This is a genomic window from Solirubrobacter phytolaccae (assembly GCF_027587195.1).
Classification (GTDB): Bacteria; Actinomycetota; Thermoleophilia; order Solirubrobacterales; family Solirubrobacteraceae; genus Solirubrobacter; species Solirubrobacter phytolaccae.
In genome coordinates, this window is sequence record NZ_JAPDDP010000023.1 from 1 (window position 1) to 26,713 (window position 26,713).

Sequence of the window (26,713 nt, forward strand, 5' to 3'; positions counted from 1 at the left end):
GCGGCGGCGGGCGGCGTGGGCGCGGCGGGCGCGGACGCAGCGAACGCCGGCGATGCGGCCGACGCGGGTGCGACGAAGGCGGGCAGTGGCACGGCCGACGCGGACGCGGCGAAGGCCGGCGGCGCGGCGAAGGCCAAGGCCAGCGCCAAGGTCGCGGCCGTTCCCGGGCACGTCGTGTTCGCCGGCGCGACGACCGGCCAGCTCTACCGCTGGACGAGCGCCGACGAGGAGGCCGTGCGGCTCACCGCGCCGAAGTACCGGCTCGAGACGCCGACCACGACCGACGATGGCTTCGCGGCCGTGCACGTCGCCGACGACGCACGCCGGCTCGTGCGCATCTCCGCCGACGGCACGGCGGTCGAGCCGCTCGCCGAGGGTGACTTCCACCGGCCCGTGTTCTCCCCCGACCGTGGTCTGCTCGCCGTGATCGCGCGCGAGCCCAAGGGCCCGTCCGACGCGGGCCTGCTGTGCGTGCTCGACCCGCAGGACCCGGCGACCGCGCCGACGTGCGCCAAGCCTCGCGGCCTGCGCGTCGGCCGTCCGGCCTGGGCGCCGAACGGCCGCTCGGTCCTCGCCCTCGCCTCCACCGGCGACAGCGCCTACACACGCCTGGTGACCTACGCGGCCAAGGGCGGCGACGCCACCGCCTGGCCCGCGCCGAGGACCGCGTACCGCGCGGGCTCGATCCGCTCCGCGGCGTGGCTCTCCAACCAGCGCGTCGCGGTCCTCGTCGCCGACCACGTGGGCGCGCCGGCGCACCTGCGCGTGCTCACCCGCAACGCCGACGGCACGTTCAGCGCCGTGAAGGACTTCCCCGCGCTGACCGGCCACGAGCTCGCCGCGACCGGCCGCCACGTCGCGCTCCGCAGTGGCCAGCGCGCGACGGGCGACGGGGCGATCACCCTGTTGGACGTCGACGCCGCCCAGCCGCGCATCCGTCGGCTGCCGAGCGGCGTCAACCCCACCTGGGTGGGATAGGCGGCCGGAACGAAACGCTCTTGAAGGATTGGGAAGCTGCGAGAGTGCCTTCAATGACGACGATCGCCCCGGACCACGCGTTCGACCGTGCGCGCTGACGCCGACTCGACGCGCATCCGCGAGTTGGTGCGCTCGACCTCAGCATCGAGCTGGCGAGTCCGCTGGACTTCCTGCCGGAACTAGAAGGATGGCGCGAGCAGAGTCCGTGGGTGGCGGACTCTGTTGGAGACTCGACTGGTCTCGTCTACGGCCATCGTCGAGGGTCTAGTGGAGATGGAGCCGCGCCTGTTCCGTTTCCCTCAGATTGACGGTGCAAAGTTCGCCGCTCGCGTGCACAGGTTCCTGGACGAGCACGCCTAGTTCGAGCACGCGCATGACGCGCTTGTGCGCGAGTTCGACGCCACCGCAGACCAATTTGCACTCGCCCTGCTGCAGGCGATCCGTGATGACACGCAGAGCTTGATCGACGGCTCCGCCGACGAAGGAACGAGCGCGGCTAGACGGTGAACGACACCGTCATCCAGCCGAACTTGTCGCCGGGCAGGTAGAAGCCCGCGAACACGGTCTGGGCGGAGCCGTCCGGGATCACGCCCGCGATGCGCTCGTACGTGTACGTGGTCGTGCCGTCCGGGTTGGCCGCGGAGGCGGGCAGGCCGGCGGGCCCGGGGTCGACCGTGCACGCCTTGGCGACCGGGCCGGCCGCCGTGGCGAGGTTCATCAGCACCTCGCGCTTGTTGGCGACCGCTGTGCCGCCGGAGCCGTTGAAGCGGAAGATCGCGCGCGAGCTCGCGCCGTTGAGCTCGATCTCGGGGTCGCCGCCGTTGAGGTCGATCGTGTGGTCGGCGTAGCCGAAGTGCACGCCGCCGCTGTAGTACAGCGCCGCGGTCCCGGAGGCCGGGTCGTACCAGCCGCTCTTGAACGGGAAGTGGAACTGGTAGAGCAGCTCGGCGTCGTTGGCCGCGCCGCTGCTCGTGCAGCCGCGCATCGGCGCGTCCGCGGTCCCGGGCGCGATCGGCTGCGTGCCGTCGGTGGGCTTGCCGCCGGCGTTGAGGTACTGGACGAAGGAGTCGCGCACACGCCACGTGATCGTGCTCGCCTTGATGTCGACCGCGGTCGCGGGGCGGGCCAGCAGCGGCGGCTCGTTGGTGATCGGGGCGGTCGCCGGCGGCGGTCCACCCGCGGCGGGGTTGGTCGGCGTGCCCGTGCCACCGTCGGGGAGCTGCTCGGAGAGCGTCACGCGCCCGAACGCGCCGCGCTTGAGGCGCTTGAGCTTGAGCGCCTTCTTGATCGTCGCCGCGCCCTTGGTCGTGAGCGTGAGCTTCGCGCCCTTGGACACGTCGCCGGAGGTGCTCAGCAGCGTGCTCCGCTTGCTTCCGACCTGGGTGCTGAACGTCGGCTGGTTGCTGAGCGCGGCCTGCCAGCCCTTGATCGTGACCGTGCGCGAGCCCTTCTTCAGCCGCAGCGCGCCGTCGTAGTCCACGCGCGTGAGGCTCACGCTCTTCGCCTTCAGCGCGAGCTTGGAGCCCTTGAGCGTCGCCGGCTTGACCGCGGAGAGCTTCACGCCCTGCGACTTGAGGCTGGTCACGGCGCTGCCGCTGAGCGTCAGCGTGGTGGAGGCGCCCGCCGTGGCGGGCAGCAGGAGCAGCGCGGCGACCACCGCGGCGAGGAGGCGAGGCATGACCACTAGCCTAACAACGCGTGTTAGGGTGCCCTAACACCTTCACGGCTGCGCGTGCGTCCAGTGCGTCGTGACCGGCGGCCCGACGGCCAGGGCCGCCGCGTCCGCGATCCGCGCGCGGTCACGGACGGTCATCCGCTCGTGCTGGCGCTGATGCTCGAGCGCGCTGGTGACGACGAACTGCTCGACGATCCGGTCGGGGTCCTCGGCGTCGGCCCAGCTGCTCCAGGCCGTCGCGCCGGTTCGCCGGCGCGCGGGCTCGCCCGCCGCGATCGTGGCCGCCAGCGCACCCGCCTCGCCCGGCCGCGCCCGCCACTCGAGCGTGACCATCACCGGGCCGCCCACATCCGTCGCGAGCGCGTGTGAGGCGGGGACGTCGCCGGCCGGCCGGAGCTCGTCGGGCGTGATGTCCGGGATCGGCGCCAAGCGCGCGATCAGCGGCGACAGGGCGAGCAGCGCGGCCGCGGCGCCCAGCGTCCCGGTCACCCCGAAGCGCGCGGCGAGCAGGCCGATCACGGCGCTGCCGATCGCGTTCCCGCCCTGGAAGACGACCAGGTAGAACGCGAGCCCGCGCGCCTTGACCCACCCCGGCAGAGATGCCTGGAAGGTCGAGTTGAGCGTGGCGAGCGACAGGATCCAGCCCGTGCCCGCGACCACGAGCGCGACGCACGCGACGGCGACCACCGGCACGGCGGCCAGCACCGCGGCCGCCCCGGCGACGAGCACCGTCCCGAGCGCCAGCACGCGCTCGGGGCGCAGCGCGGCGCGCACGGCCGGCAGCGCGACCGCGCCCGCCACCGCGCCGATCCCCACGCAGCCGAGGAGGAGGCCGTAGCCGCCCGAGCCGAGCCCGAGCTCCCGGGTGGCGACCGACGGCAGCAGCGCCCACACGGCGCTCGCGAAGAACACGAAGACGCCGGCGCGCAGCAGGATCGCCTTCAGCAGCGGGCTGTGCGCGACGTACCGGCCGCTCGAGCGCGTCGCGGCGAGCGCGTGCTCGCGCGGCAGGGTCGTGGCCGCGAGGTCACGGGTCCGCTCGCGCCAGCGGGCGACGGCGACGATCACCACGAGGAAGCTGGCCGCGTTGACGAAGAACGTCGTGCTCGGGGCGCTCACCGCGATCAGCACGCCGCCGATCGCGGGGCCGATCGCGCGCGCGAGGTTCTGGTTGACCGAGCCGAGCGCGATCGCCTGCGGGCGCTGCTCGGCCGGGACGAGCTCGGGCTGGAGCGACTGCCAGGTGGGCGCCGACCACGCCTGTCCGGCACCGATCGCGAACAGCAGCGCCAGCAGGATCCACGGGGTCACGAGGCCCGCCACGGCGAGCCCGGCGAGCGCCAGCGACGCCAGCGCCATCGCCGCCTCGCAGACCAGCAGCAGCCGGCGCCGGTCGAACAGGTCGCCGGCGACGCCCGCGGGGATCGCGAACAGCAGCACGGGCAGGCTCGCCGCCGACTGCACGAAGGCCAGGTACGCGGCCGAGCCGCTGAGCGACAGCATCAGCCACTGCGCGCCGACGGTCTGCATCCAACCGCCGATGTTGCTCGCGAACTGGGCCAGCCAGAGCGTGCGGAACGCCCGGCCTCGAAGCGGTGCGAAGCCATCCAGAGCGCGAAGCGTCATGGCCCTGGACCGTATGTGCCGCCCGGCCGGTGGAGGTGTACGGCAGGCCGGACAGCCGTGTCCGGTTGCTCGGTCCCGCTGTCCTGCCCTCCCGCATGTCTGACCTTCGCCCGGGCCGCAAGAGTGCCGGGGCATGACTTCCATGTCTGCCTCACCCATGGTCGTGCTCGTCCACGGCGCGTTCGCCGACGCCTCCAGCTGGGCCGCGGTGCACGCCCAGCTCAAGGACGAGTACACGGTCGTGGCTCCGCCGAACCCCCTGCGGGGCGTCGAGTCCGACGCCGCCTACACGCGGTCCGTGCTGGACCAGATCGACGGGCCGGTCGTGCTCGTCGGCCACTCCTACGGCGGCGCGGTGATCACGCTCGCCGGCACGCACGAGAACGTCGTCGGCCTCGTCTACGTCGCCGCCTACGCGCTCGACGAGGGGGAGAGCCTGGGCGAGCTGCAGGGCCGCTTCCCGGACTCGGCGCTCGCCGCCAACCTCAAGTTCGCGCCGTTCCCGATCGCCGGCGGCGAGCCGGGTACCGACGTCTCCGTGGATCCCGCCGCGTTCCCGGAGGTCTTCGCGGCCGACGTGCCGCGCGCGCAGACCGAGTTCCTCGCCGTGTCCCAGCGCCCGCTGGCCGCTTCGGCCTTCGAGGAGCCGGCGAGCGCCGCGGCGTGGAAGGTCAAGCCGTCGTGGGGGATCGTCCCGACCGCGGACACGACGATCAACCCGGACGTGCATCGCTTCGGGTTCGAGCGCGCCGGCATGACCGTGCGCGAGGTCGAGGGCGCGTCGCACGCTGTCGCGCTGTCGCAGCCGGAGGTCGTCGCCGACGTCATCCGGGAGGCCGTGCGCGCGGTCGCGCCCGTCGCCGCCTGACCGTCCGGAGGAAGCGCACAGTACGGAATCGTACCCCTGAGTACGATTTCGTACTGTGAGCTCAGAAGCGCAGCGACAGCAGGTCCTCCGTGGCGTCGCCGACGCGATCGCGGCGAAGGGCTACTCGGCGACGACGATCGCCGACATCGCCAAGGCCGCGCGCGCCTCGCGCACGACGGTCTACGCGCAGTTCCCCGACAAGGACAGCGCGCTGATCGCGCTGCACCAGGAGTTCGGGGCGCGCGTGGTCGAGGCCGTCCTCGACGCGCACCGCGCCGCCGACGGTGCCTGGCGTGACCGGCTGGCGGCGATGGTCGGCGCGTACGTCGAGGCACTGGCCTCGGCGTCGGACGGCGAGCGCGCGTCGCTGCTCGAGGTGGCATCGATCGGACCGGCCGGGCGTGCCTCGCGCCAGGACGGGCAGGATCGCTTCGCCGCCGTGGTCGTCGAGATCAGCATCGAGCTGGCCGCGCAGTTCCCCGAGCTGCGACCGCTGTCCCCGCCGCTCGCGCTCGGCGCCGTCGCCGCCATCAACGAGCTCGCCCTCCGCGCTGACGACATCCGCGCCGTCGCGCCCGTCGCCACCGACTTCCTCGAACGACTGGTCTCCCATGCCTGAGAACCCCCGCAAAGCCGCCGCCCTGCTGCTGGTCGGCGCCCTGATCCTGATGGTCGCGTTCGCCACGTCCTACGTCGGCGCGTTCCACGACCCGACGCCGCGGCACATGCCGGTCGCCCTCGTCGGCACCGCCCAGCAGGCGCAGCAGCTGAACGACCTGCCCGGTCAACCGCTCGACGTCCACGCCGTCGCCGACCGTCAGGCCGCGCTCCAGCAACTCGACGACCGCGAGATCTACGGCGTGTACGACCCGAGCGCGAACACGCTCTACACCGCCTCGGGTCCCAACCGGGCGGCCGCGACCGCGCTCGAGCTGACCGTCAACCGCGTCCTGGCCGAGCAGAATCAGCCGGCGGCGAAGGTGCAGGACGTCAAGCCGCCCGACAGCGCCGACCCGAACGGCACGTCGCTGTTCTACGTCGTGATCGCGTGGGTGTTCGGCGGCTACTTCGCGGCCGTGCTGCTCGGGATGGTCGCGGGCAACCGCAGCTCCACTCGCAACCTCGCCGGCCTGCGCGTCGGCGCGCTCGCCGCGTTCGCCGTGCTCGGGAGCCTCCTCACGCTGCTCGTCGTGCGGCTCGCCTTCGACGTGCTCAGCGGACCGTTCCTCGCGCTGTGGGCCGCGGGCGCGCTGATCGTGTTCGCGACCGCCGTGGCAAGCTCCGGGCTGCAGGCGCTCGCCGGGATGGCGGGCACCGGCCTCGTGATCCTGCTGTTCGTGATCCTCGGCAACCCGGCCGCGGGTGGCGCCTACGCGCGGCCGCTGCTGCCCGGCTTCTGGGGCACGGTCGGCGGTCTGCTCCCGCCCGGCGCGGGCGTGGATCTGGTCCGCTCGATCCTCTACTTCGACGGCGCGCGGATCCTCGGCCCGATCGTCGTGCTGGTCGGCTGGGGCGTGCTCGGCGCGGCGCTCGCGCTGTGGCGCGGCGGCCGGGTCGTCCCGCGCGAGCAGGCGGAGATCGAGGCCGCCGCCGCGGCAGCTGCCGCCTAGCCGGCGACCTTCCCCGCCTTCGCCCACTCCGCGGGGCGCGAGCGCGGGCGCCCGATCATCGTCGCCTCCCCGTCGTCGAGGATCGGGCGCTGCAGCAGCGACGGGTGCTGCAGCAGCGTCGCGACGACCTGGTCGATGTCCCAGCCGTCGGCCTCCAGCCCGAGGTCCTTGTACTTCTTGTCGCGCCGGATCAGCGCGTCGACGGGGTCGCCCTGCAGGCGCTCGGCGAGCGAGCGCAGCTCGGCCTCGTCGAGGCGCTCGGCGACGAGCAGGTACTTGCGGATCTGCACCTCGTGCCCGGCCTCGGTGAGCGCGTCCAGCGCGTGCACGGAGGTCGGGCAGTGCGGGTTGTGGAGAAGGGTCAGGGAGGACACGGGAGGATCGTAGGTCTCCGTGCGGACACGCCGTCAGCAGCGGTCGTCGCGAGCGCCTACTCTCCGCCGCGGGAGCGGAACGTGTTGGCGTTCCGAACAATTCAGGCAGGGGCTAAAGGGAGGCCACTGTGAAGTCATTCACCCTTGCGCTGCTTGCGGCAGCGCTCGTGGTCGTTCCGTCGAGCGCGCAGGCGCAGGAAGCGATCGACGGGCAGTACATCGTCGTGCTCAAGGCGAACGCGGGCACGGCGTCGGCGGATCGGGCGAAGACGAAAGCGCGGGACCGCGGCGGGCGGATCCAGCGCGAGAGCTTCGGGCGGGTCCTCAACGGGTTCAGCGCCAAGCTCGACAGCAAGGCGCTCGCGGCCGTCAAGCAGGACGCGGCCGTGGACTTCGTCGAGCAGGACCGCGTGATCCGGCTCAGCGCGACGCAGACGAACGCGACGTGGGGGCTCGATCGCCTCGACCAGCGCGACCTGCCGCTCAGCACGACGTACTCGTACGGGAACCCGGGCGCGGGCGTGAAGGCGTACATCATCGACACCGGCATCCGGCTCACCCACGGTGAGTTCGCGAACGGGCGCGCGACGAGTGGCTACGACGCGATCGACGGCGGCTCGGCCGACGACTGCAACGGCCACGGCACGCACGTCGCGGGCACGGTCGGCGGTTCGCTCTACGGCGTGGCCAAGGGCGTGTCGCTCGTCGCCGTGCGCGTGCTCGACTGCAACGGGTCGGGCTCGACGTCGGGCGTGATTGCCGGCGTGAACTGGGTCACCACCAACCATGCGGCCGGACAGGCCGCGGTCGCGAACATGAGCCTCGGCGGCGGCGTCTCGAGCGCGCTCGACACGGCGGTCCGCAACTCGATCGCGGACGGCGTGACGTACGCGCTCGCGGCCGGCAACGAGAACACCAACGCGTGCAACTCCTCGCCGGCGCGCACGGCCGAGGCGATCACGGTCGGCGCGACGACGCGCACCGACGCGCGCGCCTCGTTCTCCAACTACGGCACGTGCGTGGACATCTTCGCGCCCGGCAACGGGATCACGTCCGCCTGGTACACGAGCAACACCGCCACGAACACGATCAGCGGCACGTCGATGGCCTCGCCGCACGTGGCGGGAGCGGCGGCCGTGTACCTGCAGGGCAACCCGGGCGCGAGCCCGGCGACCGTGGCGAGCTACCTGATCGCGCAGGCGACCACGGGCAAGGTCACGAGCCCGGGCAGCGGGTCGCCGAACCGGCTGCTGTACATCGCGCCGCCGGGCGGCGGGACCAACCCGACGCCGACACCGAGCCCGACGGTCACGCCGACGCCGACCAGCACGCCGACCCCGACCCCGAACCCGACGTGCGGGACCGAGACCGAGTCGGGCAACCTCTCCGGCAGCGGCGCCTCGGCCGTCGTCCCGGGCGGCACCTACTACCAGTCGACCGCCTCCGGCACGCACCGCGCGTGCCTGACGGGACCGTCGAGCGCCGACTTCGACCTCTCGCTCAACAAGTGGAACGGGTCCACTTGGACGCGCGTGGCCAACTCCGAGGGGTCAACCTCGACCGAGCAGATCAGCTATGCCGGCACGGCCGGTTACTACTACTGGCGCGTCACTTCCTGGCGTGGCAGTGGTGCGTTCACGCTGAGCTTCTCGCGCCCCTAGCCGCCGCTTCATAAACGTTCGCCCCCGCCACACCGGTGGTGGGGGCGTTTCGCTTCTACGCTAGGGGCATGGAGGGTTCAGTCGGCGCGCCCCCGCAGCGCGTGTGTCCAAAGTGCGCTCGCATCTCGTGGGCGACGGGTCCGCAGTGCCCGTACTGCACGGCGAGCTTCCGCCGCTCTGGCGGCGTCGCGCCCTGGATGCTCGCGGTCGCCGCGTTGGTGGTCCTGCTCGGCGTCGGGTTGATGTTCTACATCACCGTCCAGGAGGTCAACGACCGCGTGGACGAGGTGAACAGCAAGATCGACACCAACTTCAACCGCATCCGGACGGACGTGCAGCAGCAGCTCGACGCGTTCCAGGCGGGCGCGGGTGCGGGTGCGGGCACGGTCCCGGTACCGACCGTCGCGCCGGTCCCGACGGAGGTCCCGACCGTGGACCCCGTGACGCCGGAGGCGACGGAGACGCCGACGGTCGAGGGTGAGACGACCCCGGACCCGGGCGCCGGCGCGACGCCGACACCCGAAGAGCCCGAGATCATCAACCCTTAATCCGCTCGCGCGGGTGTAACGGCTCGTTCACGAACGAGCCGCGGCGAGCGGTCACAGTGGCGGACTAACTGGCGCGGCCCGTGGATGAGGGCCCGCCCGGTCGGTCATCTGCGCGCGCTCCGGTCTGGCGGCGCGTGAACAAGGAGTTCTCATGCCCACGGTTTCTCGTCGATCCCGCGCGTCCTTGCGCGGCCGTCGCCGCACGCTCGCGGCCGGCGTCGTCGCCCTCACCGCGTTCCCGCCCGCCGCCGTCGCGGCCGGCCCGCTGACGGCGCTCGACACCACCGAGCCACTCGCGCCCGGCGTCACGCTGCGCACGCTCAAGCCGCTGCTCACGCCCGGCTGGGCGGACGCCAGCGTGCTGGAGGTGCGCATGGGGGAGAGCGGCGCGCGGCTGAAGTTCCTGACGTCGCCGACGGTCAGCTTCAAGCCGGTCGGCAACAGCACGACGCCGGGCGCGCTGGCCAAGGCCGCGGGCGCGGTCGGCGCGGTCAACGGCGACGCCTACGACAACGGCAACTCGTTCGCGCCCAACCACGCGCAGATCGCCGACGGCGTGCTGCGCGCCTCGGGTGATCCGAAGGAGACGCGGCCGTGGCCGGTCGCGGGCGTCACCGCGCAGGGGCTCGGCGCGATGCAGAGCCTGCTGTTCACCGGCACGATCACGCGTACCGACGCCGCGGCGGCGGTCTCGACGCTGCCGCTCGCGGCGATCAACAACTACAGCGCCGCCAAGTCCGGCGACATCGAGGCGTTCACGGGGCTGTGGGGGAGCGAGACGCGCAACCGCACGGGCGGGAGCGGCATCGTCGAGGTCAAGGTCGTCGACGGCGTCGTGACGCAGGTCCGGAGCGGCACGCCGGGCAGCGGCGCGATCGCCGCGAACGAGCTCTACCTGGTCGGCCGCGAGGCGGGCGGGACCGCGCTCGCGCAGTTCAAGGAGGGCGACCGGGTGGCGCTCGACTACGCGCTCAAGACCGCGGCCGGCGGTGCCGCGCCGGACTTCGCGCAGGCGCTCGGCGGGCACGCGATCGTCGCGCCGCTGGTCACCGCCGGCGCCGTCACGGCGACCGACGACACGGCCGGCGCCGCCGCGCGCACCGCGATGGGCTTCTCGGCCGACGGGCGCACGGCCTTCCTCGCCGCCGTCCGCAACACGTCGCTGACCGACCTCGGCAGGCTGATGCGCGAGCTCGGCGCGTTCAACGCGATCAACCTCGGTGGCGGCGGCTCGACGACGCTCTCGGCGCGCTCTGCCGGCACGAACGACATGACGCTGCGAACGAGCAGCGAGCGCAACGAGAACGGCGCCGTCGGCGTGCTCACGGCCCCGGGCGACGGCTCGCTCGCGGCGCTCCTGGTCAAGTCGGCGCCGCGCGTGTTCGCGGGCGGCCGGCTGGCGCTGACCGCGACGCCCCTCGACGGCGCGTGGGGGAAGGCGACGCTGACCGACCCGGTGACCTGGGCCACGAGCGGCGGCAGCGTCGACACGTCGGGCGTCCTGACGGCTCCGCTGACGCCGGGCAGCGTGTCCGTCACGGCCACCTCCGGCGGCGCGACCGGCACCGCTGACGTGCAGGTGCTCGACGAGGTGCACTCGCTCACCGCGACGCCCACCACGCTCTCGTTCGCCGACAAGGACGCGTCGCCGTCCCCGATCGCGCTCGCCGGCAAGGACGCGGAGGGCTTCGACGCTCCGGTCGACGCCGCCGCCGCGACGCTCGAGTTCGACGAGGACATCATCGCCGCCACGGTGCAGGGCGACGGCCGGCTGCAGATCGCGCCGCGCGCGACCGGCTCGACCGTGCTCTGGATCACCGCCGGAGACGCGACCGCCGCCGTCGCCGTGCGGGTCGGCGACGTGCCGCTGCCGACGGTCATCCCGGCCGCGGACCCGGCCGACCGGATGGTCTCGGTCGACGGCACGTCCACGCTCGCGCCGTGGAGCTTCGCGATGCTCTCCGGCCTGGGCGTCGCCGGTGCGGGCGACGACGCCGCGGCGCGCGCGGCGCGCTCGGTGCGTGCCGCCCGCGCGGCCGGCGTCGACTTCGTCCTGCTCTCCGACGTCACCGCGAGCGGCGCGACCGGGCAGGCCGCCGCGGCCGCGAGCGCCCTGATCGCAGCCGGCTGCGACCTCGCCACCGGCACGAGCCTCCCGGACGGTGACGGCGTGCCGTGCGTGGCCGTGCCGGCGCCCGCCGACCGCGGCGCCGGCTCGCTCACCGAGTGGACCGCGAGCTTCGGGCCCGCCCACCGCACCTTCGACCACGACGGCGTCCGCTTCGTCCTGCTCGACTCCTCGGCCGCGACGCTGCGCGCGAACGCGGCCCAGCTCGCCGTCCTGCGCGAAGCGCTCACGGGCGCCGAGACGGACGCGTCCATCCGGGCCGTGGCCGTCATCACCACGCGTCCCACCACCGATCCGACGGGTGACGCGTCGCTCGGCCTGACCGACGCCAACGAGCGCGCGATGCTCCAGAGCCTGCTGCAGCGCTTCCGCGCGGAGACGCACAAGGGTGTCGTGCTGATCGACGGCGAGGCGCGGATCGCGGGCGTCCGGCGTTCGGCCGGGCTGGCCGAGGTCGGCGTCCCGGCGGTCAACCGCGACCCGCGCGGCAGCGCCGACGCGGGCGGCTTCAACGGCTGGGCCCGGTTCGACGTGGACTCCGAGGCGTCGGACGCCGGCAGCGACTGGATCGGCGCGGACCTGCGTCCGGCGGGCACGAGCGTGGTCGTCGACGCGAGCGAGACGGTCGAGGTCGACGCGTCCGATCCGGTCTACGCCGACGCTCACGAAGGTGTCCGCACGATCCCGCTGCGCTACCCGGCCACGCCGCGCTGGTCTGGCTCGACCGGCCTCGCGATCGGCTCGGGGCCGGCGGCGCTGCGGGACGCGCGGGCGGCCGGCAAGCTCGCGCTGCTGGACCCGCGCACCGGGTTGCTGACCGGCCTGAAGGCGGGTGAGGTGACGATCGCCGCGACGATCGACGGCCGCAACGCCGACGCGCCGGTCACCGGGCAGGCGAAGGTGGAGATCGTCGCGGCCGAGGAGCCCGAGGTGGAGCCGACCCCGACGCCCACGCCCACGCCCACGCCGACCGCCACGGCGACGCCCACCGTGACCGCCACGCCGTCGCCGTCGGGGACGCCGTCCGCGACGGCCACGCCGCTGCCGCTCCCCGCGCCGACCGCGAGCCCGACGCCCGCACCGGCGGCGACGCGCACCACGTCGCTGTCGCCGCGGCTGAAGGCGACGCGCACCGCGATCCAGCTGACGGTCTCCGTGCCGAAGGGCTCGATCGCCTCCGCGGCCGTGCAGCTGAAGGCGAAGCTGCGCTCGCGCACGGTCGTGGTCGGTCGCGGCAGCGTGACGCTCGGCAACGGCGCGACGAAGACGCTGTCGCTCAAGCTCAGCGCGGCCGCGCGGAAGGAGCTCAAGCGCGTGCGCAAGCTCAAGGTCACGGTGGTGATCGCGGCACAGCGCGCCGACGGCAAGACGGTGACCACCACGAAGGCGATCACGGTGAAGGCGTGAGGCGCGCGCTGCTGACGGCGGCGGCGGTGGTCGCCGCCGTCGCCGTCGGCCCGGCCGTGCCGTCGGCGCGGGCGCAGGTCCTCCCGGCGCTCGACACGAGCGAGCAGGTCGGTCCCGACATCACGTTGCGGCACCTGCAGTACCCGGCCGCGGGCGGCTGGGTCGACGCGTACGTGCTCCGCGCCGACCTCGCGCGTCCGGACGTCAAGCTCGACCTGCTGCACCCGCCGGTGATCGCGCAGGGCCAGGTGCTGAGCGAGCAGGCCAAGAGCGCGGGCGCGATGGCCGGCGTGAACGCCGACTTCTTCGACATCAACAACTCGTACGCGTCGCAGGGCTTCGAGGTCAAGGACGGGGCGCTGCGCAAGACGTCCACGCCGGCCGCCGCGGGCAGCCTGGCGTCGGTGATCACGACGGCCGGCAAGGCGCTGCAGACGCAGCTGGCGTTCGCCGGGTCGATCACCGCGAACGGCGGCACGCTCGCCTCGCTGGCCGGCGTCAACACCTACGCGACGACCGCCGACGGCATCGTCCAGTTCACCCCGCAGTGGGGCACCTACTCCCGCGCGCGGCCGACGAGCGGCGCGAGCAGCACCGCCGAGGTGCTCGTGCGCGCCGGCAAGGTCGTGTCCGTGAGCACCACCACGCCCGGCGCGGGCGCGATTCCGGCCGACGGTTTCTACCTGGTCGGGCGGGGCGCGGGCGCGACAAGCCTCGCCTCACTGCAGGTCGGCGACGCGGTGTCCGTGACCGCGGGCGTCACCACCGCCGGCGGTGAAAGCGTGCGCCTCGCGGTCAGCGGCGGCGCCGCGATCCTGCGCGACGGCATCGTCCAAACGGTCCCGTCCGACGCGTTCGGCGACCCGCTGAACCCGAACCCGCGCACGGCGATCGGGTTCGACCGCGACGCGACGCACGTGTACCTCGCCGTGGTCGACGGCCGCCGCTCCGGCTTCCCGGGCATCTCCCAGAGCCAACTCGGCGCGCTGCTCGCCGCGTCCGGAGCGTGGAACGCGCAGAACCTCGACGGCGGCGGCTCCTCCGAGCTGCTGGCCCGAGCGGCCGGACAGGCCACGCCCGCGATCCGCAACGTCCCGTCGGACGGCCGCGAGCGCACGGACGCCAACGGCATCGGGCTGATCGTCACGCCCGGCGACGGCACCGCCCGCACGCTGCTGCTCGACCCGGACGGCGACGCCGCCCGCTCCGGCGGCACAGTCGCGCGCGTGTTCCCGGGCGCCCGCCTGCGCCTCCGCCTTGCGACGGCGGTCGACGCGGGCTGGGCGCCGGCGCCGCTGCCCGCCTCGGTGAGCTGGTCGACGACGCGCGGCACGATCGACGCCGACGGCCGCCTGACCGCGCCGGCCACCCCTGGCGGGCTGACGGTGACGGCGACGGGCGCGACGGCCACCGGCACGTCGAGCGTGCGCGTGCTCGGGCCACTCGCCACGATCACGCCCGCGCAGGCCGCCGTCGCGTTCGCCGGCACGACCGCGCGGGCCACGAACATCCCGCTCACCGGACGCGACGCGCAGGGGTTCTCGGGCCCACTCGACGCGGCTGACACGACCCTCTCGTTCGACGCGGCCGTGATCAGCGCGACGGCCGCGAGCGACGGGTCGGTGCGGATCGCTCCGCGGGCGGTCGGGGCGACGCTGCTGCGGATCCGCTCCGGGAACGTCGCGAGCGAGCTCACGGTCACCGTCGGCGCGGCGAGCCCGCCCGCGCTCGAGCTGCCGCCCACGCCCGATCCGCTCGTCGCGAGCCAGGGCGACGGCGCGCAGCCGTGGACGTTCGCGGCGCTCGCCAACCCTGGCATCGCGACAGCGGACGACGCGGGCGCCGACGCGACGGTCGCCGCGCTCACCCGTGCCCGTGCCGGCGGCGCGGACTTCGTGCTCGTCGGCGGCGGCGTGACCTCCGCGGGCGAGGACGGCCAGACGACCGCAGCGGCCGAAGCGCTCACGCGCGGCGGCTGCGTCCTCGTCACCGGCTCGACCCTCCCCGCCGCCCCGGCCGGCAAGGTGCCGTGCGTCGTCACGCCCGGCGGCGCGGACGGCGGCAGCTTCACCACGACGTTCGGTCCCGCCCGTCGCACGTTCGACCATCACGGGACGAGGTTCGTGCTGTTGGACTCCGCGAGCGGCACGCTGCTCGACGCCGGCGCCACGCAGGTCACGGCGCTCGCCACCGCCCTCGACGACGCAGCCGCGAACCCGGCCGTCGACGGGGTGGTCGTGGCGTCCTACCGCCCGGTCACCGACGCGCTCGGCGACGCCGCGCGGGCGCTCACCGACCCGCGCGAGGGCGTGCTGCTCGAGCAGGCGCTCGCCGGCTTCGCGGAGCGCTCCGGCAAGCCGGTCGCGTTGCTCACCGCGGGCTCGCGCCTCGCCGAGGTGCGGCGTGTCGAGGGGGTTGCCGAGCTGTCGCTGCCGCCGCTGACCGCCCCGCGGGGCAACGCCGCGCGCGGCGGGTTCACGGGGTGGACGCGCCTGACGGCCGGCCCGCGCGGGCTGGTCGCCGACGTGCACGCGCTCGCGGACACGATCGAGCTGTCCGTGCCCGCCACGCTCGCGACCGGCGCTTCCACGGCCGTCGCGGCGACGCTCACGCAGGCCACGCGCCGTGTGCCCGCCCGCTTCCCGCTCTCCCCGCGCTGGTCGGGCTCCGGGCTGGTGATCGGCGCGGACGTCGAAGCGGCGCGAGCCCTCGGCGCGGTGGCGATCCTCGACCCCGCGACGCGCACGCTGACCGGGCTGAAGGCCGGCACGGTGACCGTCGCTGTGGACGCCGACGGCGCTCACGCGGAGCAGGCCGTGCAGGTCACCGCCGCGCCCGTGGAGCAGGAGCCGGACCCGGAGCCGACGCCGGCCCCGCCGGGCACCGAGGCGCCGGTCGTGGTTCCGGCACCGCCCGGACCGCCGCTCCAGCCCATGCCCATCCGTATGCCGAGCAACGTCATCCGCGTGCTCTCGGCCGCGGGCTCGTCGACCGCGCTGACGTTCAAGGTCAGCGTGCCGGGCGCGGGCCGCCTGGTCGTCAGCGCGAAGGCGACGCCGAAGGGCCGCAAGGCCGTCACGGTCGGCTCGCACACCACGACCGCCCGCTCGGCCGGCACGGTGAAGGTCACGCTCAAGCTGTCGGCGCGCACGCGCGCGGCGATCGCCAAGGGCCGCTCGCACAAGGCGACGGTGAAGGCGACGCTGCGCTTCACGCCCACGGGCGGCAGCGCACGCACCGTCACGCGCAGCTTCGGCGTGACGGTCCGCGGACACTAGGCGGAGAACACCCGGGGCGGCGCGCAGCCGCCCCGGGGGACCGGCCTACGTGTAGACCTTCTTCTCGTAGTCCTCGAGCATGCGCCCGGCGCCGAACTCCGGCCCGAGCGTGCGCAGCGAGCGGCGGATGCGGGCGACCCAGTCGCGCGGGATGCCGTCGCCGCTGGCCTTGTAGAACTCGGGCGCGACCTCTTCCTCCAGCAGCCGGAAGAGCTCGTGCGCGTGACGGGCGTCCTGCGCGCCGTGGTCGGGGTCGACGTCGCCGGACAGCGCCCAGCCGTTGTGGCCGTCGTAGCCCTCCGCCCACCAGCCGTCGAGCACGGACAGCTGCAGGCCGCCGTTGACCGCGTTCTTCATGCCGGACGTGCCGGAGGCCTCCAGCGGCGGGCGCGGGAGGTTGATCCAGACGTCGCAGCCGCGGACGAGGTGCGCTGCCATGCGCAGGTCGTAGTCGTCCAGGTAGGCGACGCGGCCGGCGAAGCCCGGCGCGTGCTTCATGGAGAACAGGCCCTGGACGAGGGACTTGCCGGCGTCGTCGCGCGGGTGCGCCTTGCCGGCCAGCAGCACCTGGATCGGGCGGTCGCCGCCGACGACGCGGATCGCGCGCTCGACGTCCTGCAGGAGCAGGTTCAGCCGCTTGTAGGTGGCGAGCCGGCGGGCGAAGCCGATCGTCAGCACGTCGGGGTCGAAGCTCGCGGCGGCCTCCGCGTACGGCCGCGGTTCGTCGCGTGCGAGGCGGTCGACGACGGCGCGATGGCGGACGTACTCGATCAGCTCGGCGCGCTGCTGGTGGCGGACGTCCCACAGCTCCTTGGCGGGGATGTCGTCGACCGGCGCCCAGGTCGCGGGGTCGGTCGCGCGGTCCAGCCAGTCCTCACCCAGGTGCTTGTTGAGGAGGTTCCAGATCGGCTTGCCGAGCCAGGTCGGGATGTGCACGCCGTTGGTGACGTAGGTGATCGGGACGTCGTCGACGGCCTTGTCGGGCCACATCGCCTGCCACATCTCGCGGGCGACCTCGCCGTGGCGGCGGGCGACGCCGTTGGCGGCACGGCTCGTGCGCAGCGCGAACTGGGTCACGCCGAACGGCTCGGCCTCCTCCTCCGGGTTGGTGCGGCCGAGGCTGATGATCTCCGACGCCTCGACGCCGAGCGTGCCCGCCATGTGCTCGAGCACGGTCTCGACCTGCGAGGCCGGGTAGGTGTCGTTGCCCGCCGGGACCGGCGTGTGCGTCGTGAAGATCGTCCGCTTGCGGGCGACCTCCAGCGCGGCGCCGAGCGTGCCGTGCCCGCTGTACTCGCGCTTCGCGAGCTCCAGCGAGGCGAACGCGGCGTGGCCCTCGTTCAGGTGCACGATGCTCGGGTCGATGTTCATCGCCTCGAGCGCGCGCACGCCGCCGATGCCGAGCAGCAGGTACTGGGCGAGGCGCGTGTCCTCGTCGCCGATGTACAGGCGCGAGGTGATCCAGCGCGCCGACTCCGAGTTCTCGGGCCGCTCCGCGTCGAGCAGGTAGAGCGGCACACGGCCGACGTTCGTGCGCCACACCTGGGCGACGACTGCCTCGGTGCCGATCGTGACGCTGACCGTGATCGGCTCCCCGTCATCACCGGTGACGAGCGCCGCGGGCAGGCGGTCCGGGTCGGTGTCGACCCAGTACTCGTGCTGCCAGCCGCGGTTGTCGATCCGCTGGCGGAAGTAGCCGTGGCGGTACAGGAGGCCGATCGCGACCAGCGGCCAGGCGCGGTCGGAGGCCTCTTTGAGGATGTCGCCGGCGAGGGCACCGAGGCCGCCCGAGTAGATCGGGAACGAGCCGTGGAAGCCGTACTCGGCGGAGAAGTACGCGATCGGGCGGTCGGTCGTCGCGGGGCCGTCGTGGGCCGGGCGGTTGAGGTCGGCGCTCACGCGCTCCTCGACCGCGGCGGCCCGCTCGAGCAGCGCCGCGTCCTCCGACGCGGCGATCAGCCGCTCGGTCGCGGCCTCCTGCAATTGCTTGACCGGGTTCTCGGCGACTTTCTCCCAGCGATCGGGATCGATGTCGCGGAAGACGTCGGGGCCGTCCGGGTCCCAAGCCCAGCGGTAGTTGTAGGCGAGACGGGCGAAGACGCCCAGGCTGTCTGGAAGACGTGTGGCGAGGGCCTGGGCGGCTCGCTCAAGGTCGCGGCTGCCTGCTTGCACGTGGGCCAGCATAGGTCTTTAGCTTCCCTTCTGGCCTGCCGATAAGCTTGCAGGTGCTGATCGAGCGCCACATAGCGCTCTCAGCGTGATGAAAGGAGGATCTAAATGAGGATCCTGTGCCTTCGCTGTCTTCGGCTGTGGCCGGAGGCGCGCGTTGCAGAGCGGGCAGGTTGCCCGCATTGCGGCGGCGCCCTCGACGACACGCCTCGTTAGAACGCGACGCCGGGCGGCTCCGATAGCCGCCCGGCGAACAAGCTCTCGTGTCTGAGGAGCTGCTGCTTCGTCGGGAGTCCGCCGGCGTAGCCCGTCAGGCTGCCGTTCGTTCCCACCACCCGGTGGCAGGGGACGATGATCGAGATCGCGTTGCGGCCGTTCGCGCGACCCACGGCTCGTGGTGCGCTGCCCAGCTCGCGAGCGATCTCCCCGTACGTGGCGGTCTCGCCGAAGGGGATGGTGCGTAGCCGGGCCCAGACGGCGCGCTCGAACGGCGTGCCCCGCTCGTGCAGCGGCAGCTCGAACGTCTGCCGGGTGCCGGCGAAGTACTCGTCGAGTTGCTCGCGGACGGCGCCGAACGTCTCGTCCCGCGGTGCTTCAGTCGCCGCGTAGAGCCGGTGCTCGGCCGTGTAGAGCGCGGTCAGGCCGCCCTCGTCGACCGTCACGTGGAGCGGGCCGATCGGACTCTGGAGCAGTGCAGTGTGCATGACCCGTGAAACGCGACTGGACCCCTAGGTGTGAGGGGTAGAATGAATATCTCCAGCGGCAGCCGCGTCTCCGCGCGCCCGCATTACCTCACCACGCATGAAAGGCGTTTATGGCAGTAGAGCAGAAGCTAGAGATCGACGGCGAGGTCACTGAAGCCCTCCCGAACCTGCTGTTCCGCGTCAAGCTCGAGAACGATCACGAGCTCCTCGCGCACCTGGCCGGCAAGATGCGCCGGTTCCGCATCCGCGTGCTTCCGGGCGACAAGGTCCGGGTCGAGGTCTCGCCTTACGACCTCAACCGCGGGCGCATCGTCTACCGCTACAAGTAGGCCGTAGGCGCTACACCGCGCCGCTCATCGCCGCGCCGAGGCCATTGGCCTTGGCCGCGACGAAGCGGACGCGCGGGTACTTGTCCGCGACCGGCGCCACCGCCGTGCGCCGGTCCACGCCGACGGTCACGACCGTGTCGTAGCCGCGAGCGGCAAGCATGTGGATGACGCCGAGCTGCTCGGCGTTCGTCTTCACGACCTTCAGGTCGGAGCCGGTCGCATCCGCGACCGCGTGGGCGCTCGCGAGCGCCGCCTTGTCCGTCGCGGCTGAGCCGGCGACCACGATCGCGCCCTTGGACCGGTTGTCCTCGGGACTCGCGATCGCAGAGCCCGCGAACACCGCGAGCACGCCCGCCACGGCGGCGAGCTTCATCTGGATCCTGTTCATACGAATGAGCATAATACGTATGACTTCGACGTTCAAGGCGAGAACTTGAGGTTGCGCGGGTCTTAACGCGCGGCGAGCCCTCGCGTGGCAGACGGCGATGTTCGTTTTGCATCGCGGAACGAGCCCGAGCGAATCGCCCGACGGGGAACGCAACGCGTTCCACAGTCCGGGGAACCCGGCTCATTGGCACATGAGCGCGCCCGCCCCGACGGGTCAAGCGGGCTCGCCGCGAAGCGCGAGTTCGCTTGACGCGGCGGCCGCGGGTGTGCTCGCCGTTAGCGCGGCGGGGCGGTCGACTCGCGCACGGTCAGCGAGACCGGCATGACCTGCTCGGCCGGGACGGGCTCGCCCGCGAGGTCGGCGGCCAGCGCCGAGAAGGCCAGGGCGCCGAGTCGTTCCGCGTCGACCGCGACCGTCGTCAGAGGCGGCGCGAGCACCCGCGCGAAGTCCAGGTCGTCGAAGCCCACGACCGAGAGGTCGCCCGGAATCGACAGGCCACGCTCGCGGGCCGCCATGTAGACGCCGCCCGCGAGGATGTCGTCGTCGCAGAACACCGCCGTGACGTCCTCGTCCAGCATCGGCGCCGCGGCGGTCTTCGCGCCCTCGAAGTTGAACGGGGCCGCGACGGTCGGGACGTCGTCGCCGAGGCGGGCACGCATGCGGTCGCGGCGCAGGTCGAAGGTCGGCGCGTCGAAGTTGGAGGCCACGTGGCCGATCTTCGTGTGGCCGAGCGACTGGAGGTGGTCGATCGCGCAGTCCACGCCCGCTTCGACGTCCAGGCGCACGACCGGGAACTTGCCGCCGGGGGTCATCTCGATCTGGATCGCGTGCTCGCTCGCGCCCGGGGGGAGGTCGGCCTCGAACAGGAGCAGGCCGTCGGCGGGGCCGGCGAGGAGCGCCTCGACGGAAGCCGCCTCCCAGGCGCGGTTGTTGCCGATGTCGACGAGGACGACCGTGTAGCCCGCCTCCTGGGCGGAGCGCTGGGCGCCGCGCAGGACACGGCCGAAGAACGGGTTCGTGATGTCCGGGACGACGAGCGCGACGCTGCGGGCGACGCCGGTGCGCAGCGCGCGGGCGGCGACGTTCGGCCGGTAGCCGAGCTCGGCGGCGGCCGCGCGGACGGCTTCCTCGGTGCGCGCGGAGATGCGGCCGCGGGCCTTCCCCGAGAGGACGAGCGAGACCGTCGACTGCGAGACGCCGGCACGGCGGGCGACGTCGACGCTGGTGACGCGTGGAGGAGCGGAGATCTCCGCAATGCTAGGGGTGTGCACGATCTTGTGGAGGAAGTCGTCGGCGTCGCGGGGCGCGACCTGGCGTTGCTGCGGCCGCGCGACGCCGAGGCGCTGATCAGCGAAGAGGCGTTCGCGCACGACGAGTTCCTGCCCTATTGGGCGGATCTCTGGCCGAGCGCGCTCGCGCTCTCACGGGTGGTCGCCGCCCGGGCGCTGCGCGGCGCGCGCACGTTGGAGCTCGGGTGCGGGCTCGGCCTCGTGAGCCTCGCGGCGGCGGCCGCGGGAGGCCGGGTGACGGCGACCGACTGGGCGCCCGACTCGATCGCGCTGCTCGAGCGCAACGCCAAGCGCAACGGGCTCACGCTCGAAGCGCTGTGCGTCGACTGGAGCGCGCCGGACGCGATCGTGGCTCGCGCGCCGTGGGACCTCGTGCTGGCGAGCGACGTCCTCTACGAGCCGCGCAACGGCATCGCGCTGCTGCCGCTGCTGCCCCGCCTGATCGACGCGCGCGGCGAGATCTGGCTGGCCGACCCCGGCCGCGAGCATGCCGGCCCGTTCCTGGAGCGCGCGGCCGAGACGTTCACGATCGAGACGCGCAAGGCGAAGGAGATCCCCCAGGGCGCGATCCACAAGATGCGTGTGGCAGGCTCCCGTCCATGACGCAGCGAGAGAAAGCCGAAGAGCTGCGCCGCCTGCACGCGGCGCCCGAGCCGCTGGTCCTCGTCAACGCCTGGGACGCCGTGAGCGCCCGCGTGGTCGCCGACGCCGGCGCGAAGGCGATCGCCACCGCGAGCTGGTCGATCGCCGCCTCGCGTGGCTACGGGGACGGCGAGCAGATCCCGCTCGACCAGATGCTCGACGCGATCGGGATCGTCGCCCGCGCCGTCGAGCTGCCCGTCAGCGCGGACCTGGAGCGGGGCTTCGGCGACGCCGGCGCCACGGTCGCCCGCGCGATCGAGGCGGGCGCGGTCGGCTGCAACCTGGAGGACTCCACCGCCGACGGCACGCTCGAGCCGATCGAGGAGCACGTCGCGAACGTGCAAGCCGCCCGCGCGGCGGGTGAGGCGGCCGGCGTCCCGATCGTCATCAACGCCCGCACCGACGTCTTCCTGCAGGGCGGCGAGTTCGACGACGCCGTCGAACGGGCCCGCGCCTACCTGGCCGCCGGCGCCGACGTGATCTTCGTCCCGGGCGTCAACGACGTCGAGCGGCTCGAGCAGCTGGTGATCAAGATCCGCGGCCCGATCAGCGTGTTCGGCAGCGCCGCCGGACCCACGCTGGACGAGCTCGCCCGCCTCGGCATCCCGCGCGTGAGCTACGGCCCCGGACCGCTCGGCTCAGCGATGGCCGCGCTCGGCCGCACCGCCAAGACCCTGCTCGGCGGCGGCGAACCACCCGCGGACCTCGCGAACCGCCCGTAGTTGCCGGGTCAATAAACGTCCAGGACGTTTAAGAAGTGACGAGCAGCGCGCGGGTGTTCGTGCCGCCCGCGCGACGCAGGCGGTGCGGGATCGCGCCGTCGAAGCGGAGCGTGTCGCCCTCTTCGAGCTTCTGGACCGTGCCGTCGAGGTCGACCTCGAGTGAGCCGCGGGCGACGTAGATCGCGACCTCGCCGCGCGTGACCGTCGGCTCCGCGGGCCAGCGCCGGCCGGGAGCCGACCACTCGCGCAGGGACGGCGCGCCCGGGTCTCCCGGCAGCTCGCGGAACACGTCGCCACCGCGGTCGTCCACCGCGCCCTCGTCGCGGCGGACGATCCGCACGGCGTCGCCGCGGCGGGGCGGCGCCCACAGGTGCGCCACGGACACGTCCAGGGCGGCCGCGATCCGCTCGACCGAGCCGACGCTCGGCCGCGCGAGCCCGCGCTCGACCTGCGAGAGGAAGGGATGTGAGAGCCCGGCCAAGCGGCCGAGGCCCTTGAGCGTCAGCCCACGTTCCCGGCGCAGCGAACGAACGCGGGCGCCGAGGTCCGTCTCAAAACCATTGGTGGAAGCAGCGTCACTAAGCACCGTCTTTCAGACTAACGCCTGACGCGACGAAAACTGTCACCTCGCCACAACCTGGGCTTTTGATCAGACTTACGCGGCGCGCTCCAGCCGATCGGCCACATCCTCGGCGGATTCGGCCATCGAGCGCATCACGAGCGCCTCGACGCTGCCCGCGTACCGTACGCGTCCGCCCGCCAGGAGTGTCAGCGTTCTTGCCACGCCATGGAGCGCGTCGAGTCGCCGGGTCGCCCACAGGGCCGCGCCTCCGCGCCGGGCGTGCCGCAGGACGAGCTCGCGTACGGCGGCGCGCGTCGCGGCGTCGAACCCGTCCGAGGGCTCGTCGACGAGCAGCACGAGCGGCGAGCCCGCCAGCGCCCGTGCGAGCGCGAGCGACGCCCCGGTCTCGTCGGCGATCAGCACGGCGCCGTTCGCGGACACGGAGCCGGACGTCGGCGCCAGGTCCCCGGCGAGGACGCCGAGCAGCACGCTCTTCCCGCACCCGCGCGGGCCGAGCACGCCGTGGACCTCGCCCGCACGGACGACGAGGTCGATGCCCGACAGCACCGTCCGCCGACCGAAGTGCAGGTCGAGCCCGGTGCTCGTGACAAGTGCCGCTTGCATACCGTCGATCATCTGGTCAAAGGGTGCCGTAGCGCCCTCCCCGATCGTCCAGGTCTCCACGGACGTACTAGGCTCGCGGGATGGAGGAGGCGGCGCTCGCAGCGCTCGACACAGAGGCGCTGATCCGCGACGCGTCGGCGTTCGTGCGCATTCCGAGCGTCACCGGCGACGAGCGCGCGGCACTCGAGTGGCTGGCCGCGCAGGCGGCTGCGTACGGTCTCGAAGCCGACCTCCACCAGCACGACCTGGCGGCGCTGCGTGCGCACCCCGAGCATCCCGGCGAGGAAGCGCCGCGTGAGCAGCTGTGGGGCTTGACGGTCCGGCTGCCCGGCTCCAGACCCGGCCGGATCGCGCTCAACGGCCACGTGGACGTCGTCTCGCCTGGCACCGAGCCGTGGCGCCTCGGCCCCTGGTCGGGCGCTGTCGAGGACGGCCGGCTGCACGGCCGCGGCAGCGTCGACATGAAGGGTCCGGTGATCAGCGCCCTGCACGCGCTCGTCGCGCTGCGCGAGGTCGACCACCCCGAGGTGGTGCTGATGGCCGTGCCGTCGGAGGAGGACGGCGGGCTCGGCACCTTCGCGGCGTTGCAGCGGGACGCGCGCTTCGACGCCGCGCTCATCCCCGAGCCGACCGGCCTGCGCGTCGTCTGCGCCCAGGCGGGCGCGCTCACGTTCAAGGGGGAGATCCGGGGCGTCGCCACGCACGCCGCGGAGCGCCTCGCCGGCCACTCCGCGATCGACCGCTACGTCAAGGTCCACGCCGCGCTGGCGCGCCACGAGCAGGCGGTGAACGCCGACGTCGCGCATCCACTCATGCGCGAGCTCGAGCTGCCGTACCCGCTGGTGGTCGGCCAGCTGCGCGCGGGCGAGTGGTCGAGCATGGTGCCGGACCAGCTGGTGTTCGAGGGCCGCCTCGGCGTGCCAGTCGGCGTCGCGCCCGAGACCGCTCGCGAGGAGCTGCAGCGCGTCGTGGACGCCGCCCTCGACGACGACCTCCCGCGCTGCGTCCTCACCTGGGAGGGCGGCGCCTTCGCCTCCGGCACCACCGATCCCGAGCACCCGTGGGTGAAGACGGTCCAGGACGCGCTTGCCGCCGAGACCGGCCGCGCGCCGCTCGCCGGCGTGCCCTGGGGCGCCGACCTGCGGCTGTTCACCGCCCGCGGCATCCCGACCGTGATGGTCGGCACGCGCGGGATCGAGCTCGCGCACGCCGTCGACGAGAACGTCTCTGCGGACGAGCTCGCCACGATCGCCCGGACGATGATCCGGGCGATCGCGCGAAGTTAAAGACCCAGGGCCTTAAGAAGCCTTTAGATCCGGCCGGCGTCCTTCGCGGCCTGCTCGGCCGCGTCCAGCTTGCGCTCGACGAGGTCCAGGCCCTTGTCCCAGAAGCCCGGGTCGGCGAGGTCGACGCCGACGATCTGGCCCAGCTCCTCCGGCGACTTGGAGCCGCCCGCGCGGAGCAGGTTCACGTAGTCGGCCTCGAAGCCCGGGCCCTCCTCCTCGAAGCGGCCGTAGACCGCGAGCGCGAGCAGCTGCCCATAGGCGTACGCGTACACGTAGCCCGGCGAGGCGACGAAGTGGGGGACGTACGACCACCAGGACCGGTAGCCCTCGGTGACCTCGACCGCGTCGCCGAGGAGCTCCTCCTGCGACTGCGCCCACAGCTCGCCGAAGCGGTCGACCGAGATCTCGCCCTCCTCGCGGCGCGAGGTGTGCACGAGGTGCTCGAAGCGGTTCATCGCCACCTGGCGGAAGACGGTCGCGATCGAGCCCTCGATCGACTCCGCCAGCAGCGACAGCCGCGACTCCGGCGTGGGGGAGGCCTCGAGCAGCTCACCGAACACGAGCGTCTCGCCGAACACCGAGGCGGTCTCGGCGAGCGTCAGCGGCGTCGCCATGTGGAACACGCCCTGCGAGCCGCCGAGCACCGCGTGCACGCCGTGCCCGAGCTCGTGCGCCAGCGTCAGCACGTCCCGGCGCAGGTGCGTGTAGTTGAGCATCACGTACGGGTGCGCGCTCGGCACGCCGTACGAGCAGAACGCGCCGCCGCGCTTGCCCGGGCGCACCGGGCCGTCGATCCACGGGTTCGACAGGAAGTCGTCGATGATCCCGCCCAGCTCGGGCGAGAAGTTCGCGTAGGACTCACGCACGATGCGCTTGGCCTCGGGCCAGGCGATCGTCTCGTTGTCCTGCGTGACGGCGGCCATGCGGTCGTAGTCGGCGAGCTTGTCGACGCCGAGCAGCTGCGCCTTCAGGCGGTACCAGCGGCGCGGCAGCTCGTAGCGCGCGCGGACCGCGTCGATCAGCGCCTGCACCGACTCGTCGGAGGCCTCGTTGGAGAGGTTGCGCGCCGACAGCCAGTGCGGGTAGTTGCGCAGCCGGTCGTCGGTCATCTTGTCGGCGAGCAGCGTGTTGAAGGCGTAGGCGCGCGTGCGCAGCCCGGGCTGCAGCGCCTTGGTGACGCGCGCGGCGATGTCCTGGCGCACCTCACGGTCCGGGTTGAACAGCTGCGAGAGCGCGGCGTCCAGCGGCACGTCCCCGACCTCGGGCAGCTCGACCGTGATCGCGGCCGTCTGCTCCTCGAACAGCCGCGTCCAGGCCGACCGGCCCGAGAGCTGCTTCTCCGTGAGGATGCGCTCCTCGGGCTCGCTGAGCAGGTGCGGGCGGTAGCGGCGCGCGGTCGCCAGGTGGTGGCGCGCGAAGTCCAGGCCGTCGGTGGCGAGCAGCTCCTCCGCCTTGGCGTCGTCCAGCGCCGCCCACTCGAGGTGGAAGAACAGCAGCTTGGTCTCGATCGCCGTGCCCTTCTCCTCGACGCGCTGCAGCAGCGCGCCGTTGGTCGGCGACTGCGTGTCGACGCTGAACGCGAGATGCGCGTAGGTGCCCGCGCGGGCCGCGATCTCCTCGATCTCCGCGAGCGCTTGCATCGCGGCGATGAGGCCCGCGCCGTCGATCTCGGCCAGCTTGCCGGCGTAGCGGTCGGCGAACGCGTCCGCGCGCGTCTGCGCTTCGGCCAGCAGCGCGTCCACGCCGGCCTGGGGATCGCCGCTCCCGGCGCCGTTCAGAAGGTCGGTGAGGTCCCAGGCGACCTCCTGCAGCTCCGGGTCGCTCACGGTATCGGGGGAGGTCATC

General features: G+C 73.3%; 22 protein-coding genes. 12 read left to right on the top strand and 10 right to left on the bottom strand.

The features are described 5' to 3' along the window. Positions 1 to 978: hypothetical protein (locus OJ997_RS14585; protein WP_270025853.1), on the top strand; the 978-nt coding region annotated here is incomplete at its 5' end. 496 nt (positions 979 to 1,474) lie between these two features. Here OJ997_RS14585 and OJ997_RS14590 read toward each other — a convergent pair. Then, complete coding sequence (locus OJ997_RS14590) at positions 1,475 to 2,656, bottom strand: HtaA domain-containing protein (protein ID WP_270025854.1); 1,182 nt, start codon at positions 2,654 to 2,656, stop codon at positions 1,475 to 1,477. Positions 2,657 to 2,698: 42 nt separating this feature from the next. Beyond that, a complete protein-coding gene (locus OJ997_RS14595; RefSeq protein WP_270025855.1) occupies positions 2,699 to 4,279 on the bottom strand; it encodes an MFS transporter in 1,581 nt (526 codons plus the stop codon). A gap of 142 nt (positions 4,280 to 4,421) precedes the next feature. Between OJ997_RS14595 and OJ997_RS14600 the strand changes: the two genes are divergently transcribed. From OJ997_RS14600 to OJ997_RS14610, 3 genes are read left to right on the top strand one after another with little or no spacing between them, the layout of a single operon-like run. Further along, a complete protein-coding gene (locus tag OJ997_RS14600) occupies positions 4,422 to 5,147 on the top strand; it encodes an alpha/beta fold hydrolase (protein ID WP_270025856.1) in 726 nt (241 codons plus the stop codon). A 55-nt stretch (positions 5,148 to 5,202) separates the two neighbouring features. Then, a complete protein-coding gene (locus OJ997_RS14605) occupies positions 5,203 to 5,766 on the top strand; it encodes a TetR/AcrR family transcriptional regulator (protein WP_270025857.1) in 564 nt (187 codons plus the stop codon). Then, positions 5,759 to 6,757, top strand: coding sequence for an ABC transporter permease (locus OJ997_RS14610; protein ID WP_270025858.1), 999 nt, complete (start codon positions 5,759 to 5,761; stop codon positions 6,755 to 6,757). Before OJ997_RS14605 ends, OJ997_RS14610 begins: the two co-directional genes overlap by 8 nt. Here the strand turns inward: OJ997_RS14610 and OJ997_RS14615 are convergent. Then, positions 6,754 to 7,131 carry an arsenate reductase family protein gene (locus OJ997_RS14615; protein ID WP_270025859.1) on the bottom strand — a complete coding sequence of 126 codons (378 nt, stop codon included), beginning with the start codon at positions 7,129 to 7,131 and terminating at the stop codon, positions 6,754 to 6,756. The genes OJ997_RS14610 and OJ997_RS14615 overlap by 4 nt on opposite strands. A 128-nt stretch (positions 7,132 to 7,259) precedes the next feature. Here OJ997_RS14615 and OJ997_RS14620 point away from each other — a divergent pair, with 128 nt between their 5' ends. The 4 genes from OJ997_RS14620 to OJ997_RS14635 all read left to right on the top strand — a co-directional run bounded on the left by OJ997_RS14620 (position 7,260) and on the right by OJ997_RS14635 (position 16,153). After that, on the top strand, positions 7,260 to 8,792 hold the full coding sequence (locus OJ997_RS14620) for a S8 family peptidase (RefSeq protein WP_270025861.1): 1,533 nt from the start codon (positions 7,260 to 7,262) through the stop codon (positions 8,790 to 8,792). 68 nt (positions 8,793 to 8,860) lie between these two features. Then, the gene (locus OJ997_RS14625; protein ID WP_270025862.1) at positions 8,861 to 9,340 is read left to right on the top strand and encodes a hypothetical protein; all 480 of its coding nucleotides are present in this window, start codon (positions 8,861 to 8,863) and stop codon (positions 9,338 to 9,340) included. 184 nt (positions 9,341 to 9,524) lie between these two features. Continuing rightward, a complete protein-coding gene (locus OJ997_RS14630; RefSeq protein ID WP_270025863.1) occupies positions 9,525 to 12,875 on the top strand; it encodes a phosphodiester glycosidase family protein in 3,351 nt (1,116 codons plus the stop codon). Beyond that, positions 12,872 to 16,153, top strand: coding sequence for a phosphodiester glycosidase family protein (locus OJ997_RS14635; RefSeq protein WP_270025865.1), 3,282 nt, complete (start codon positions 12,872 to 12,874; stop codon positions 16,151 to 16,153). The genes OJ997_RS14630 and OJ997_RS14635 overlap by 4 nt, the downstream gene beginning before the upstream one ends. 45 nt (positions 16,154 to 16,198) lie before the next feature. On the opposite strand, the gene glgP is transcribed toward OJ997_RS14635, so the two are convergent. Both glgP and OJ997_RS14645 read right to left on the bottom strand, forming a co-directional pair. Continuing rightward, entirely contained in the window at positions 16,199 to 18,325 is a 2,127-nt protein-coding gene (gene glgP, locus OJ997_RS14640; protein ID WP_270025866.1) for an alpha-glucan family phosphorylase, read from the bottom strand. A gap of 209 nt (positions 18,326 to 18,534) precedes the next feature. Next, positions 18,535 to 19,026 carry a methylated-DNA--[protein]-cysteine S-methyltransferase gene (locus OJ997_RS14645; RefSeq protein WP_270025868.1) on the bottom strand — a complete coding sequence of 164 codons (492 nt, stop codon included), beginning with the start codon at positions 19,024 to 19,026 and terminating at the stop codon, positions 18,535 to 18,537. Between the two features lie 110 nt (positions 19,027 to 19,136). Here OJ997_RS14645 and infA point away from each other — a divergent pair, with 110 nt between their 5' ends. After that, entirely contained in the window at positions 19,137 to 19,355 is a 219-nt protein-coding gene (infA, locus tag OJ997_RS14650; RefSeq protein ID WP_028061634.1) for a translation initiation factor IF-1, read from the top strand. 10 nt (positions 19,356 to 19,365) lie between these two features. On the opposite strand, the gene OJ997_RS14655 is transcribed toward infA, so the two are convergent. Beyond that, positions 19,366 to 19,743: a type 1 periplasmic-binding domain-containing protein gene (locus OJ997_RS14655; RefSeq protein ID WP_270025869.1), complete on the bottom strand. Its 378-nt coding sequence runs from the start codon at positions 19,741 to 19,743 to the stop codon at positions 19,366 to 19,368. Between the two features lie 275 nt (positions 19,744 to 20,018). Further along, positions 20,019 to 21,014 (bottom strand): LacI family DNA-binding transcriptional regulator, encoded by a 996-nt coding sequence (locus tag OJ997_RS14660; protein ID WP_270025871.1) that lies wholly within the window; start codon positions 21,012 to 21,014, stop codon positions 20,019 to 20,021. Between OJ997_RS14660 and OJ997_RS14665 the strand changes: the two genes are divergently transcribed. Both OJ997_RS14665 and OJ997_RS14670 read left to right on the top strand, forming a co-directional pair. Then, complete coding sequence (locus OJ997_RS14665) at positions 21,009 to 21,635, top strand: class I SAM-dependent methyltransferase (protein WP_270025873.1); 627 nt, start codon at positions 21,009 to 21,011, stop codon at positions 21,633 to 21,635. The two genes, OJ997_RS14660 and OJ997_RS14665, sit on opposite strands and share 6 nt — an antisense overlap. Continuing rightward, positions 21,632 to 22,396 (top strand): isocitrate lyase/PEP mutase family protein, encoded by a 765-nt coding sequence (locus tag OJ997_RS14670; protein WP_270025875.1) that lies wholly within the window; start codon positions 21,632 to 21,634, stop codon positions 22,394 to 22,396. The genes OJ997_RS14665 and OJ997_RS14670 overlap by 4 nt, the downstream gene beginning before the upstream one ends. A gap of 28 nt (positions 22,397 to 22,424) precedes the next feature. Here the strand turns inward: OJ997_RS14670 and OJ997_RS14675 are convergent, their stop codons facing one another. Together OJ997_RS14675 and OJ997_RS14680 are read right to left on the bottom strand one after the other, a co-directional pair. Then, on the bottom strand, positions 22,425 to 22,982 hold the full coding sequence (locus OJ997_RS14675; RefSeq protein WP_270025877.1) for a helix-turn-helix domain-containing protein: 558 nt from the start codon (positions 22,980 to 22,982) through the stop codon (positions 22,425 to 22,427). A gap of 69 nt (positions 22,983 to 23,051) precedes the next feature. After that, complete coding sequence (locus tag OJ997_RS14680) at positions 23,052 to 23,582, bottom strand: ATP-binding cassette domain-containing protein (protein ID WP_270025880.1); 531 nt, start codon at positions 23,580 to 23,582, stop codon at positions 23,052 to 23,054. Between the two features lie 80 nt (positions 23,583 to 23,662). Between OJ997_RS14680 and OJ997_RS14685 the strand changes: the two genes are divergently transcribed. Next, a complete protein-coding gene (locus OJ997_RS14685; protein WP_270025881.1) occupies positions 23,663 to 24,868 on the top strand; it encodes a M20/M25/M40 family metallo-hydrolase in 1,206 nt (401 codons plus the stop codon). Between the two features lie 23 nt (positions 24,869 to 24,891). On the opposite strand, the gene OJ997_RS14690 is transcribed toward OJ997_RS14685, so the two are convergent. Continuing rightward, a complete protein-coding gene (locus OJ997_RS14690) occupies positions 24,892 to 26,712 on the bottom strand; it encodes a M3 family oligoendopeptidase (protein WP_270025882.1) in 1,821 nt (606 codons plus the stop codon). Position 26,713: the final 1 nt, after the last annotated feature.